A 13,559-nucleotide genomic window follows, 5' to 3' on the forward strand; every position below is an offset into this window, starting at 1 on the left:
TGCGCGGCGCGTCACGCGAACGCAGCCGCCGTCACGCGAGCAATCCGCATGCCGGCCCCGCCGCCCACGTCACTTCGTCCATGTCACTACGCGCATTCAGAACGCTGGTCGCCATCGCCCGATACCGGACCTTCGCACGCGCCGGCGAAGCCATCGGGCTCACGCAGTCGGCGGTGAGCCTGCAGATCAAGACGCTCGAAAGCGAATACAACGTGCAGTTGTTCGACCGTTCGCGCCGGCAGCCGGTGCTCACCGAAGCCGGCAACATCCTGCTCGCGCAGGCCGAGCAGGTGCTCGCGATGGTCGACCGGATTCCCGATGCGCTCAGCGACGAGAAGAAGCTCGTCGGCCGCCTGCGGATCGGCGCGATCCAGACCGCGCTGTCCGGCCCGCTGCCCGACGCGCTGCTCGCGCTGCGCAACGCCCATCCGTCGCTGCGCGTGCACGTGTCGGCCGGCATGTCGGCCGAACTGGCGAACCGCGTCGCGGCCGGCGAACTCGATGCGGCGATCACGACGCGCCCCGTGCGCCCGCATCCGGCGGAACTGACGTGGACCACGCTGTACGAGGATCGCTTCTGGCTGCTCGCGCCGCCGGACCATGCGGAACGCGACGCGCGCACGCTGCTCGAAGCGCTGCCGTTCATCCGCTTCGACGCGCAGGCCTGGGCCGGCCGCATGATCGCCGCCGAGCTGCGCCGCATCGGCGTGCGCGTGCGAGAAGAGATGGTGCTGGACAGCGCGGAAACGATCGCACGGATGGTGGCGCGCGGGCTCGGCGCGGCGATCGTCGCGCTTCCCGATGCGACGCTCGCGCGCCTGCCGCCCGTCACGCGCTTGCCGTTCGGCCAGCCGCAGATGGGGCGCGCGGTCGTGCTGCTCGAACACCAGTCGCGTCCGGCCGAGCGTTTCGCACGTGCGCTGGCCGCCGAAGTGACCGCATCATCGATGAGAATTTCTCATTGAACACCCGATAATTAACAATTATTCCTGTTGCTTTCGCGTGTTAACTTGGCGGCATCGTCACTCTTTCGATTGCGTGCCGCCATGTTGCCCGCCGGATGGATTCCCGCCTCGTTCCGCCGCTCCGCCTGCCAGCCGCTCCGCACGGCCGGCGTGAAGGCGCGCCGATGATCGGCCCGATCCTGCTCGCGCTGGCGCCGGTCGCGCTGCTGGTCGCGTTCGGCCACGGCCTCCGGCGCACGGCATTCATCGCCGACGCGTTCTGGCCGCAGGCCGAGCGCCTTTGCTACTACGTGCTGCTGCCGGCGCTGTTCGCGGACGGCCTCGCGAACGCGCGACTGCAAGCGCTGCCCGTTTTACCGCTCGCGGCCGCGCTGGTCGGTTCGACCGCCGTCGCCGCGGTGCTTCTCCTGCTGGTCCGCCCGTTCGTCCGGGTCGACGGCGCCGGCTTCACGTCGGTGTTCCAGGGCGCGGTGCGCTTCAACAACTATGTCGGCACCGCACTCGCCGCCGGGCTGTTCGGCGCAAAGGGCATCGCGCTCGCGGCCGTGTGCGTTGCAGCGATCGTCCCGACCGTCAACCTGATGTGCGTGCTGGTCTTCGCGCGGTATGGCGATTCGCGGCTCGGCGCGGGCGCGCTCATGCGGCAGATTCTGTCGAATCCGCTCGTCGTCGCGTGCGTGCTCGGGATTTCGTTGCAAGCCGGCGGCGTCGCGTTCCCGGCGGCCGTCGAGCCGGCCGTGCGCGCGCTCGGCGCGGCGTCGATGCCGCTCGGCCTGCTGTGCGTGGGCGCGGCGCTGAAATTCGACGCGGCCCGTACGTGGATTCAGCCGGTGTGCGTCGCGTCGACGTTCAAGTTCATGGCAATGCCGCTCATCACGCTCGCGGCCGGCCGCCTGTTCGGGCTCGGCGATGCGGCGCTGACGGTCGCACTGCTGTTCCAGGCGCTGCCGACGTCGTCGGCGTCGTACATCATGGCGCGCCAGCTCGGCGGCGACGCGCCGCTGATGGCCGGCATCACCGCGTTCCAGACGGTCGCCGCGGCGCTCGCGATGCCCGTCGTGCTGACGGCGCTCGCGTCGGCGCCCGCGTTTCGCTGACGGCGCGGCACCCGACTCCATCCCCGCTGAATCGGCCTGCAGGCCAGTTTTCGCACGGTTCGACATCGTCGGCCGCGGCGCGGTCATGCACGCATTGCCTCGCCCCCCTTTCGAGAAGCCACCACACATGAACGCTCCCGCCCCACCCGCCGGCATCGCCGCCACCCGGCCGAATGCGGCCATCTACGTGAAGCTCACGCTCGTCGCGCTGTTCTGGGGCGGCACGTTCATCGCGGGCCGGATCCTTGCTGCGTCGATGTCCGCGACTTCCGCGGCCACCGGCCGCTTCGCGATCGCCGCGCTGCTGCTGGTCGCGCTGACGTGGACGTTCGAAGGCGGCCTGCCGAAGCTGAACGGCCGCCAGGTCGTGACGACCTTCGCGCTCGGCGCGACCGGCATCTTCCTGTACAACGTGTGCTTTTTCGCGGCGCTCGCGCGGATGCCGGCCGGCCGCACCGCACTGTTCGTCGCGCTGAATCCGGTCGCCACCGCCGTGCTGCTGTCGGTCGTCATGCGGGAACGCCTGTCGCTGTCGCGCTGGGCCGGCATCGCCGTCGCGCTGTTCGGCGCGCTGGTCGTGATCAGTCGCGGCGAATGGCTGCGCGTGCTGACCGACCTCGGCAACACGTTCAGCGCCGGCGAACGAACCATGCTGTGCGCGGTGCTGAGCTGGGCCGCCTATACGGTGATCGGCCGGCGCGCGCTCGACGGGCTGTCGCCGCTCGCGGCAACGACGTACGCGACGCTGTGGGGCCTCGCGCTGCTGGTCGTCGCGCATCTGTTCGGCCCGGGCGCAAGCGGCGGCATGCCGCTGACGTGGCAGGCCGTCGTGTCGATGATCTATCTCGGCGCGATCGGCACCGTGGTCGCGTTCGTCTGGTATTCGCAGGGGATTCGCGAACTCGGGCCGGCCCGCGCCGCTGTGTTCACCAACCTGGTGCCAGTGTTCGGCGTGCTGCTGTCGGTCGTGCTGCTCGGCGAACCGCTGTCGCCATCGATGCTGGCCGGCGGCGCGCTCGTGATCGCGGGCGTCGCGCTGACCAATCGCGCACGGCGCTGACGCATCGGCGCAGGCGCCGCGCAGGCTCGGGGACGGATCCCGAATACCGGGCCGCGACGGCATTCGCCACACCGTTGCGCGACACCCGCGCGCCGCCGCTACGCGCCCGGACTCTCTCGCAGCCCCGCAAAAAAACGCCTATCGTGAATGAAGCGCTCCGTTTGCCGCCATCCGACCCTGCGTCGCTCGCACCGGCGGCAACGGTGCCGCGTTCCGGCACCATTCATCGCGATCGTCGCGCCCGCTCGCCCGTGCGCGCAATCGCGGCCGCCCACCGGATTACAGGAGGCACTCATGAAAGCCGCGCTGCTCGTCAGTTCCGCCCTGCTCGCCATTGCGTCCGCTTCGGCCTCGGGCCAAGGCTCGATCACGAAAGTCGAAAACGGCGCACTCGTCGCCGCGAACGGGATGACCGTCTACACCTTCGACAAGGACAAGCCCAACGCCGGCACCAGCGCATGCACGGGCCAGTGCGAATCCTTCTGGCCGCCGTACAAGGCCAGCGCGACCGACGCACCGGTCGGGCCCTACACGATCGTGAAACGCGACGACGGCAGCCCGCAATGGGCATACAAGGGCAAGCCGCTGTACTTCTTCTCGAAGGACATGAAACAGGGCGACCGCAACGGCGACAACTTCAAGGACATGTGGCACGTGGTCGCGCCGTAAGCGTTGTTCCGCCGCCGTCCGCGCAACCGGCGCGGACGTAAAAAAGCCCGCCCGGATTGTCGATCGGGGCGGGCCTTCATATCTGCACACCTGCCACATTGCATCGCCAGCCGGCGGGCCGGCGACGCATGCAGCCGGCATGCGCGTCAGCGGTTCGACGGGAAGCTGAACACCGTCCCTTCGCGCACGCCGGCCGACGGCCAGCGCTGCGTGATCGTCTTGCGCTTCGTGTAGAACCGCACGGCGTCCGGGCCGTATGCGTGCAGGTCGCCGAACAGCGAACGCTTCCAGCCGCCGAACGAGTGGTACGCGACCGGCACCGGCAGCGGCACGTTGATGCCGACCATGCCGATCTGGATGTTGTCGCTGAAGTAGCGCGCGGCCTCGCCGTCGCGCGTGAACAGGCACGTGCCGTTGCCGTATTCGTGCGCGTCGATCAGCGCCATCGCCTCGTCGAGCGACTTCAGGCGGATCACGCCGAGCACCGGCCCGAAGATCTCGTGCTGGTAGATCGGCATGCCGGGTTTCACGTTGTCGAACAGGCACGGGCCGAGGTAGTAGCCGCCGTCGTGGCCGTCGACCTTCACGCCGCGGCCGTCGACGACGAGCGTCGCGCCCGCTTCCACGCCCGCTTCGACGAAGCCCGTCACCTTCTCGAAATGCTGCTGCGTGACGAGCGGCCCCATGTCGACGCCCGCGCCGTTGCCCGGGCCGACCTTCATCTTGTCGATTTCCGCCTTCAGGCCCGCGACGACCTGGTCGCCCGTCTCGTCGCCGATCGCGACGACCAGCGGAATCGCCATGCAGCGCTCGCCGCACGAGCCGTACGCGGCGCCCATCAGCGCGTTCACCGCGTTGCCGATGTCCGCGTCGGGCATCACGACCGCGAAGTTCTTCGCGCCGCCGAGCGCCTGCACGCGCTTGCCGTGCGCGCAGCCGGTCGAGTAGATGTATTCGGCGATCGGCGTCGAGCCGACGAAGCTCACGGCCTTCACGCGAGGATCGGTCAGGATCGTGTCGACCGCTTCCTTGTCGCCGTTCACGACGTTCAGCACGCCCGGCGGCAGGCCGGCCTCGAGCGCGAGCTCGGCCATGCGCAGCGTCGACGACGGCGTGCGCTCGGACGGCTTCAGCACGAACGTGTTGCCGCACGCGACGGCCATCGGCCACATCCACAGCGGCACCATCACCGGGAAGTTGAACGGCGTGATGCCGGCGGCGACACCAAGCGCCTGGAATTCGCTCCACGAATCGATCGCGGGGCCGACGTTCTTGCTGTGCTCGCCCTTCAGCAGCTCGGGCACGTAGGACGCGTATTCGACGTTCTCGATCCCGCGTTGCAGCTCGCCCATCGCATCTGCGAGCACCTTGCCGTGCTCGGCCGTGATCAGCGCGCACAGCTCGTCGGCGTGCTCCTCGAGCAGCGTCTTGAAGCGGCTCATCACTCGGGCGCGCTTCAGCGGCGGCGTGTTGCGCCACGCCGGGAACGCGGCCTGCGCGGACGCGATCGCGGCTTCGACGGTCAGCTTGTCGGCGAGCGCGACGCTCTTGTGCGATGCGCCGGTGGCCGGGTCGAATACCGGCTGGACACGGCTGCCGCCGTCGACGCGCTTGCCGTCGATCAGGTGGCCGAGGGTGGAGGTCACATTGCTGTCGTGTTTCATCGTTCAGGCTCTTTCGTGAATTCGGTTGTCGCTGGGGGGCGAGCCGCGGCTCAGTCCACTTCGTTCAGTGCGTCGGACAGCGCGTTGACCAGGTTGTCGATCTCGCGCTTCTCCGAGATGAACGGCGGCGCGAGCTGGATCGTGTCGCCGCCGTAGCGCACGTAGAAGCCCTTCGCCCAGCAGCGCATCGCGATCTCGTACGGGCGCCGTGCCGGTTCGCCCGGCAGCGCCGCGATCGTCAGGCCGGCCGCAAGGCCGTAGTTGCGGATGTCCGCGATGTGGCGCTGGCCCTTCAGCCCGTGCACGGCAGCCTCGAAATGCGGTGCGAGATCGCGCACGCGGGCCACCGCGTCTTCCTTCACGAGCAGGTCGAGCGCCGCGACGCCGGCCGCGCACGCGACCGGGTGCGCCGAATACGTGTAGCCGTGCGGGAACTCGAGCATGTACTCGGGGCCGCCTGCCGCCATGAACGTGTCGTAGATTTCCTTCGTCGCGACCACGCCGCCGAGCGGCTGCACGCCGTTCGTCACCTGCTTCGCGAAGTTCAGGATGTCCGGCGTCACGCCGAACGCGTCGGCGCCCGTCATTGCGCCGGCACGGCCGAAGCCCGTGATGACCTCGTCGAAAATCAGCAGGATGTCGTGCGCGGTACAGATGTCGCGCAGCCGCTTCAGATAGCCCTTCGGCGGCACGACCACGCCCGCCGAACCGGAGAACGGCTCGACGATCACGGCCGCGATGTTCGATGCGTCGTGCAGCGCGATCAGGTCGAGCAGGCGGTCGGCCAGCTCCGCGCCGTGTTCGGGCATCCCGCGCGAGAACTTGTTCTCGGCGAGTTGCGTGTGCGGCAGGAAATCGGCGTCGAGGCCCTGGCCGAACAGCTTGCGGTTCGGCCCGATCCCGCCGACCGAGATGCCGCCGAAGTTCACGCCGTGGTAGCCCTTCTCGCGGCCGATCAGGCGCGTCTTCGTGCCCTTGCCCTTCGCGCGCCAGTATGCGCGGGCCAGCTTCAGCGACGTGTCGGCCGCTTCCGAGCCCGAACCCGTGAAGAACACGTAGTCGAGGCCGGCCGGCGTCAGCTCCTTGATCTTGTTCGCGAGTTCGAACGACTTCGGGTGGCCGAACTGGAACGCCGGCGCATAGTCGAGCTGCGCGACCTGGCGGCTCACGGCTTCGACGATTTCCGTGCGGCCGTGACCGAGGCCCGTGCACCAGAGACCCGACAGGCCGTCGAAGATCTTGCGGCCTTCGGCGTCCGTGTAATACGCGCCCTGGCCCGACACGATCATGCGCGGATCGGCCTTGAACTGGCGATTGGCCGTGAACGGCATCCAGTGCGCGTCGAGCCACGCGGCGTCGGTGCGGATAGTCGTGTCGTCGTGCTGCGCGGCGGTGGTGATGTCGGTCATGTCGGTCGGCGCGGCGCGCCCCTCCTTCTTGTGATGATGTTGCGTATTGTCGGGAGGCCAATTAGTCTCTTCAATATCGCAATATCAATGTTCACTTGCAAAACTATGCAAGCAAAGAAACCGAAGAGCCGCGCGCTGCTCGGGCAGCTCAGCGACATGGATCTCCGCCTGCTGCGGGTCTTCAAGGGCGTCGTGCAGTGCGGCGGGATGGCGGCAGCCGAACTGGAACTGAATATCGGCATCTCGACGATCAGCCGGCACGTGAAGGATCTGGAAACGCGCGTCGGCCTCGTGCTGTGCCGGCGCGGCCGCGCCGGCTTCACGCTGACCCCCGAGGGCCAGACCGTGTACGAGGAGACGCTGCGGCTGCTCGCGTCGATGGAGGCCTTTCGCAGCAGGATAGACGGTATTCACGAACGGATGGGCGGAGAACTGCACGTCGCGGTGTTCGACAAGACGGCCACCAACGCGAACGCGCGGCTCGGCGACGCGATCCGCCAGTTCGCGGACGAGGCGCCCGACGTCACGCTGAACCTGCACGTCGCGTCGATCAACGAAGTCGAGCGCGGGATCATCGACGGCAGCTACCAGGTCGGGATCATTCCCGCGCACCGCCACTCGGGCAGCCTCGTGTATTCGGAGCTGTTCGACGAACGGATGCTGCTCTATTGCGGCCGCCAGCATCCGCTCTACGATGCGCCGCACGGCAAGCTCACGTGGACGACGATCCGCAACCATGCGTTCGCGGGGCTCGGCTTCCATTCGCCGAACATGGAACTGAGCCATCGCGCGAAGCTCACGCGCAGCGCGACCGCGTCGGACCAGGAGTCGATCGCGACGCTGATCCTGTCCGGTCGTTATCTCGGCTTCCTGCCCGACCATTACGCGGAAAGCTTCGAAAACAAGGGGCTGATGCAGCCGATCGCGCCGCACCGGTTCAACTACCGGTGCCGGTTCGTGAGCCTGCTGCGGCGCTCGCCGCGGCCGTCGCGGGCTGCGCTGCTGTTTCAGTCGTGTCTGGAAGCCGCGCACGATGCCAAGGCGCGGCCGGCGGCGTAGGCGGCTCATTCGGGGAATCCGGTTCCCGGCGGCGCGCGGTGCAGCATCGCTGCTCGGCAGAACGACTGGCTGGCCCAGCGCACGCGCGCCTGCATCGAATATGAGACGAATAGGCTCAGCCGCGCCTTCGTTTCCGCCCTGCTACGTCATGCGCCGTCGCCCTTATCGACCGCGCCGCCCGCGCGCTGCCTGGCCCGGCTGCGCTTCATGAAATGCGTCGCGACGAGCGCGGCGGCAAAACCGGACGCGGCGCCGACGCCGAGCGCCCAGCGCGGCCCGAGATGGTTCGCGACCCAACCCGCCACCGGTGCGCCGAGCGGCGTGCCGCCGAGCGCGACCGCGAGGCGCAGCGCCATCACGCGGCCGCGCATCGCCGGCTCGGTGGACAGTTGCATCAGGCTGTTGGTCGAGTTCATAAAGGTGATCGCGGCGATCCCGGTCAGCACGAGCGCGGCCCCGAACAGCCAGTAGCCCGGCGCCAGCGCGGCGAGCGTGCAGCCGAGCCCGAACAGCGCCGCACCGAACCACAGATGCCGGAAGCGCGGCTGCTCGCGGCGTGCCGCGAGCAGCGCGCCCGACACCGTGCCGACCGCCATCATCGACGACAGCACGCCGAAGCCGCGCGCATCGACATGGAACACGCTGGCCGCCATCGTCGAAATGAACAGCTGGAAATTGAGCCCGAACGTGCCGATCAGGAACAGCATCACGAGGATCGCCTTCAGGTCGTCGCGCTGCCACACATAGCGGAACCCGTCGAGCAGACCGCCGCGCGAGCGGCCCGCCCGCACATTCGCGCGCAGTTCGTCCTCCCGGAGCAGCGACAGCGACGCCAGCACCGCGAAGAAGCTGAGACCGTTGGCGAGAAACGCCCAGCCGGTGCCGATCGACGCGATCAGGAACCCGGCCGCCGCCGGGCCGATCATCCGCGCCGCATTGAACGACGTCGAATTGAGCGCGACCGCGTTTGCCAGCTCGCGGTCGCCGACCAGTTCCGCGACGAAGGTCTGCCGCACCGGCGCGTCGAACGCCGACGCGCAGCCGAACAGGAACGCGAACACGTACACATGCTCGAGCCGCGCGACGCCCGTGACGGTCAGCGCGCCAAGCGCCAGCGCCAGCACGCCCATCAGCCCCTGCGTCACCATCAGCAGCTTGCGCTGGTCGAAGCGATCGGCCGCGTAGCCGGTCCACGGCAACAGCAGGAGCTGCGGCCCGAACTGCAGCGCCATCACCGTGCCGACCGCCGACGCGTCGTGATGCGTGAGCTGCGTGAGGACGAGCCAGTCCTGCGCGGTGCGCTGGATCCACGTGCCGATGTTCGACACCAGCGCGCCGATCGCCCACACGCGGTAGTTGAAACTGCGAAGCGAGCGAAACACGCCCGCGGCCGGCACGCTCATGGCCCCTCCTGGTCGGGCTCGTTGCCGCCGTGCAGCGCGCCGAAATGGCGCGCGACGAACAGGCCGAGCGCCAGTACGCCGAGCCCGAGCGCAGCCGCGTCGGCCGTGACCTTCAGGTCGAAAGCCCCCACGCGGCACACGAGCGCATAGCCGATCGCGAGATTCACTACGCCCCACACGACATTCACGGTGGACGACGACAGCCCGCGGCCGGGCGGATTCGCGAACGGCGTCTGGAACGGCTCGCCGCGCAGCCCGCTGACGAGATGCGGCACGGCGTTCGCGAGAAACGCGCCGCCGAAAAAGTACGACACGAGAGGCAAGGCGTTCATGTTCGGGCTGTCCTTTCGGCGGGCGGGTCGATGCGGTTCACGGGCGCGCCGGGTCCTGGAATTCGGCGAGCCGCTGCAGCAGCTTCACGGCCGCTGCAAGCTCGGCCTGCTCTTGTTCCGATAACTGCGCATGCAGCGCGCGGAACAGCCAGTCGTCCTTCGCCGCGCGATTGGCCAGCAGCACCTTGCGGAAACCGGGCGTGAGCGCGATCAGCGTCTGTCGTCCGTCGGTCGGGTCGGGCGCGCCGCTGACGGCACCCAGCGCCTCGAGCGTCGCGACCGTCACGCGCATCGACTGCGGTCGCACGCTTTCGGCACGCGCGAGCGCCGACACGGTCGCGGGGCCGTCGCGATCGAGCCGCAGCAATACCGATTTCTGGGAAGACGTGAGGTCGTTCGGGTGGGTCTGCTCCCGCATCCGCCGCATCAGCTTGCCGACCGAGATGCGGAGTTCGCCGGCGAGACCGGCCAGTGGGAGCGATTCGGAAGATGGCGATGGCGTGTTCATGAATCCACGATAGCACATATACAGTCAAACTGTACAGTTTGACTGTATATATCGAGACACGACGGGCACATGCGTGCGGAGGTCCGCGAATCGGAGACGAACGCGATACGTCGCGTTCAGCCGCCCGATCCGCCTCTGCGATAATGCGGGCTCCCCATTTCCGCTCCGCCTCCCGCCATGACGCAGCCGTCCGCCCCGCTCTCCACCGACCTGCCGCCGATCTCGTGCCTGCCCGGCGATGCGCTGCCGTGGCTGCCGATGAGCGCCGACCTGCCGGGGCTGGCGATCAAGTACCTGCACATCAATGCGGCCGAGGACACGCTCACCGCGCTGCTGAAGATGCCGGCCGGCGGCACGCTGCCGCGCCATCGCCACGACGGCGAGGTGTTCGTCCATACGCTGCAGGGCGCGTGGCGCTACCTGGAATACGACTGGGTCGCGCACGCCGGCTCGACGGTGCTCGAACCGGCCGGCTCGGTGCATACGCCGCAAACGCTCGGCGCGCCGGGCGAGGATGTGATCACGCTCAACGTGATGCGCGGCGATCTCGTGCTGCTCGACGACGACGGCCGCGAGACCGCGCGCGAGAATTGCCGCGTCGCGCTGCTGCGCCAGCGCAAGCATGCGCGGACGGCGCCGGACGACGCCGTGGCGTTCGTCACGCGCTGACGTCGTCGGGCGAAGTCGGATTCGGCGATCACGGCGCAGGCACGCTCGGCGTCGAAATGCCGGAGCCGCGCCGCATCGCCGAACGGGCCTAGTCAGCGGACCGCCGGATCAACTGGCGCAGCGACAGCGCGTGCAGCAGGATCGAGGTCGGCACTAAGAACGCCGGGGGCAACACATCCGGATAAACACCGGCACCGATACTGGGCACATTCGGAACGATCAGCTGGAACCGGCCGGGCGACGTGATCAACCCCATCGTGATCGCGATAGCGAAATCCGCGAGGCCAAAGAGGTTCCACATGATCGCCGCCTTCCGCCCGTCGGCCGTACCGGTCGCGACGGCGATTGCCGCCGGCACGGCGAACACGCCGGTCAGCACGTCGCCAATTCCCGCCGGCAACGCGAACACGCCGGGCATCCCTCCATGCAGCCACGCGGCGAGCGCCCAACCGCCGAATACGCGGTAAAGCTGAAGCGCGACGAGCCACGTCGCCGGCATCGCATCGAGCACCTGCCCGACCCGCCTCGACAACAGCAACAGTGGCGCGCCGATCAGCACCGGCAGAACGATCGCCAACGGCAGCAACGGCGGCGAGTCCGGCAGGAAAGGGAGCGGCTGTCATCAGCGGGCCTCCATGCGGTTCCGGGTATTCGTGGCGTCGGCCTCGAACACCGCAGTGAGAATGCCGACCCGGCCTTCGACGAGATTGCGCCCCAGGTTCGCGAACAGTTGCGCGAAGTCCGGCCCCAGCACGATGCCGAGATTCGGCGACGGCGGCGGCCCGGACGCGCGCCGTTGGGCGATCCACGCTTTTGCGGCCTCGGTGTCGTCCTGCCATGTCAGCGTGCGGAAACCTGCTGCCTCGATGGCCTCGCGTGTTGCGTCGGCCGTCATCAGGAAGCTCGTGTCCGGGGTTCGCGCCCACGGAACGGGATAGTGCAGTTCGCTGCCGTTTGCGACGACGTCGTACGTCGCGAATTTGCCGTCCGGCTTCAGCACGCGCCGGATCTCCCGGTAAAGCCGTGCGCGATCGGCGATGTTCATCGCCACATGCTGCAGCAACACGACATCGAAACGGCCGTCGTCGAACGGAAGATCCAGCGCGCTGGCGGTACGAAACGACACCTGCCCGCTCTGCCCGGTGCGCTGCGCGAGATAGCGCGCGGCATCCACGAACGGCTCGCTGAGGTCGATGCCCGTCACCCGGCAGCCATGGGTTGCAGCCAGAACGCGAGCCGGCCCGCCGATGCCCGAACCGACGTCCAGCACCGCCATGTCGGCGGTGATCCCGACCAGTTCGGCAAGCTCGTCGGTCGCCGCCAGCCCGCGGGTGTGAAACTGGTCGATGGCGTCCAGTTGCCGCGGTGCGAACGGTTGATCCTCCGGCCCGAGCACCGTGAGTGCGGCTTTCAGCCGCTCGGTCAGGCCGGTCGCGCGATAGTGCTCGCGCACGCCATCAAGCGCATCGTTCATGGTGAGGTTCCTCCATGGATTCAAGCAGATCGTTCCGGGCTTGCGCGTCGAGATCGGCGCGATGCCTCGTCTGCAGGCGTAGGTGTAACATGGCCGCTGGCGAGCGACTATTCATCACAATGTTGATGGGCCATGAAGCAGAACTTCACAGTCAGGCAACGCGCACTCGATGGTGTGGAAGCGTTCCTCAGCGTTGCCCAGCATCGCAGTTTTCGCCGCGCTGCCGCCGAACTCGGCGTCACGCCGTCGGCCGTCAGCCAGGCCGTGCATGCGCTTGAAGAACGCATCGGCGCAGCACTCTTCATCCGCACCACGCGCAGTGTCGGCCTGACGGAAGCCGGCGAACGGTTTCTGTCGCGAGCAAAGCCAGCGTTCGAAGAGCTCGTCGCCGCCAGCGAGGTAGCCCGCGATCTCGGCCAGCGGCCCACCGGACTGTTGCGCCTTTCGGTGCCGCGCGCGGTGGTGCCGATCCTGCTGGAACCGCTGATTGCATCCTTCTGCCGGGCGTATCCCGAGATCGAAGTCGAGATTGCCGCGAACGAGGCGCTGGTCGATCTCGCGGCGGAAGGGTTCGACGCCGGCATCCGCCTGGGCCAGTTCGTCGACGCCGACATGGTTGCGGTGCCGTTGACGCCCTCGTTCCGTCTCGTCATCGTCGGCAGTCCTGCCTACTTTTCTGACCGCGGCCGTCCCGAACACGTGGACGATCTGCGCGAACATGCGTGCTTGCGATGGCGGAGATCCAACGGTGCGCTCGCGCCGTGGTCATTCAACGACAACGAAAACGACCGCGAGATCGAGGTCGCCGTATCGGGCCCGTTTATCGCGCACGATTTTCCTACCCTGCTGGGTGCGGCAGTCGAGGGGCTGGGCCTTGCGCAGCTACCTGAGCCGATGGTCTCGGAAGCGCTGAAAGCGGGAACCCTGGTGGACGTGCTGGAGCCGTTCGCGCCGGTGAGGCCAGGCGTGTTTCTCTACTATCCAGGCCGCCGGCAGATCATGCCGAAGCTGCGCGCGTTCATCGATCACGTGAAGAACCACCCGCCAGGTCCTGGCAAAGTTTTGGTGCGTCATGCGCCGGGGCGTGCAGGACCGAGGAAAAACGGATGATGTTTTCTTTCGTGTGGCCGATTAGCGGATCGGATGGTCGGGATTGGCTGTGTTGATGCGTGCCGGTCAGGGCGTCGTTCGCTCGAGTCCCCTCTGGCTCAGCACCGCGGTCGCCTCGGCGGATGTCGGAAAGCGGATTT

Annotated in this window: 14 protein-coding genes; 7 read left to right on the top strand and 7 right to left on the bottom strand. The window is 68.1% G+C overall.

What is annotated here, in order from left to right:
* The first annotated feature begins 80 nt into the window (after positions 1-80).
* The 4 genes from ABD05_RS28900 to ABD05_RS28915 all read left to right on the top strand — a co-directional run bounded on the left by ABD05_RS28900 (position 81) and on the right by ABD05_RS28915 (position 3,791).
* A complete protein-coding gene (locus ABD05_RS28900) occupies positions 81-965 on the top strand; it encodes a LysR family transcriptional regulator (RefSeq protein WP_047903354.1) in 885 nt (294 codons plus the stop codon).
* Between the two features lie 164 nt (positions 966-1,129).
* Positions 1,130-2,062, top strand: a complete 933-nt coding sequence (locus ABD05_RS28905) for an AEC family transporter (protein WP_047903878.1) — start codon at positions 1,130-1,132, stop codon at positions 2,060-2,062.
* Between the two features lie 127 nt (positions 2,063-2,189).
* Positions 2,190-3,122, top strand: a complete 933-nt coding sequence (locus ABD05_RS28910) for a DMT family transporter (protein ID WP_047903355.1) — start codon at positions 2,190-2,192, stop codon at positions 3,120-3,122.
* Between the two features lie 294 nt (positions 3,123-3,416).
* Entirely contained in the window at positions 3,417-3,791 is a 375-nt protein-coding gene (locus ABD05_RS28915; RefSeq protein ID WP_047903356.1) for a COG4315 family predicted lipoprotein, read from the top strand.
* 146 nt (positions 3,792-3,937) lie between these two features.
* On the opposite strand, the gene ABD05_RS28920 is transcribed toward ABD05_RS28915, so the two are convergent.
* Both ABD05_RS28920 and aptA read right to left on the bottom strand, forming a co-directional pair.
* Complete coding sequence (locus ABD05_RS28920) at positions 3,938-5,455, bottom strand: CoA-acylating methylmalonate-semialdehyde dehydrogenase (RefSeq protein WP_047903357.1); 1,518 nt, start codon at positions 5,453-5,455, stop codon at positions 3,938-3,940.
* A 50-nt stretch (positions 5,456-5,505) separates the two neighbouring features.
* Positions 5,506-6,864 (bottom strand): omega-aminotransferase AptA, encoded by a 1,359-nt coding sequence (gene aptA, locus ABD05_RS28925; protein WP_047903358.1) that lies wholly within the window; start codon positions 6,862-6,864, stop codon positions 5,506-5,508.
* Positions 6,865-6,969: 105 nt separating this feature from the next.
* On the opposite strand from aptA, the gene ABD05_RS28930 reads away from it, so the two are divergent.
* Entirely contained in the window at positions 6,970-7,923 is a 954-nt protein-coding gene (locus ABD05_RS28930) for a LysR family transcriptional regulator (protein ID WP_047903359.1), read from the top strand.
* Between the two features lie 146 nt (positions 7,924-8,069).
* Here ABD05_RS28930 and ABD05_RS28935 read toward each other — a convergent pair whose 3' ends face one another.
* The 3 genes from ABD05_RS28935 to ABD05_RS28945 are packed head-to-tail and all read right to left on the bottom strand — an operon-like array spanning position 8,070 to position 10,184.
* Entirely contained in the window at positions 8,070-9,326 is a 1,257-nt protein-coding gene (locus ABD05_RS28935) for an MFS transporter (RefSeq protein WP_047903360.1), read from the bottom strand.
* Positions 9,323-9,658, bottom strand: a complete 336-nt coding sequence (locus ABD05_RS28940; RefSeq protein WP_047903361.1) for a hypothetical protein — start codon at positions 9,656-9,658, stop codon at positions 9,323-9,325. Before ABD05_RS28940 ends, ABD05_RS28935 begins: the two co-directional genes overlap by 4 nt.
* 37 nt (positions 9,659-9,695) lie before the next feature.
* Positions 9,696-10,184, bottom strand: coding sequence for a MarR family winged helix-turn-helix transcriptional regulator (locus ABD05_RS28945; RefSeq protein WP_420796365.1), 489 nt, complete (start codon positions 10,182-10,184; stop codon positions 9,696-9,698).
* Positions 10,185-10,343: 159 nt separating this feature from the next.
* On the opposite strand from ABD05_RS28945, the gene ABD05_RS28950 reads away from it, so the two are divergent.
* The gene (locus tag ABD05_RS28950; protein ID WP_047903363.1) at positions 10,344-10,835 is read left to right on the top strand and encodes a 2,4'-dihydroxyacetophenone dioxygenase family protein; all 492 of its coding nucleotides are present in this window, start codon (positions 10,344-10,346) and stop codon (positions 10,833-10,835) included.
* 88 nt (positions 10,836-10,923) lie between these two features.
* On the opposite strand, the gene ABD05_RS28955 is transcribed toward ABD05_RS28950, so the two are convergent.
* On the bottom strand, positions 10,924-11,421 hold the full coding sequence (locus tag ABD05_RS28955) for a hypothetical protein (protein ID WP_238594144.1): 498 nt from the start codon (positions 11,419-11,421) through the stop codon (positions 10,924-10,926).
* 36 nt (positions 11,422-11,457) lie between these two features.
* Complete coding sequence (locus ABD05_RS28960; RefSeq protein WP_047903364.1) at positions 11,458-12,309, bottom strand: class I SAM-dependent methyltransferase; 852 nt, start codon at positions 12,307-12,309, stop codon at positions 11,458-11,460.
* Between the two features lie 132 nt (positions 12,310-12,441).
* Between ABD05_RS28960 and ABD05_RS28965 the strand changes: the two genes are divergently transcribed.
* The gene (locus ABD05_RS28965; RefSeq protein ID WP_082146252.1) at positions 12,442-13,419 is read left to right on the top strand and encodes a LysR family transcriptional regulator; all 978 of its coding nucleotides are present in this window, start codon (positions 12,442-12,444) and stop codon (positions 13,417-13,419) included.
* Positions 13,420-13,559 lie beyond the last annotated feature (140 nt).

It is taken from the genome of Burkholderia pyrrocinia (genome assembly GCF_001028665.1).
Lineage (GTDB): Bacteria > Pseudomonadota > Gammaproteobacteria > Burkholderiales > Burkholderiaceae > Burkholderia > Burkholderia pyrrocinia.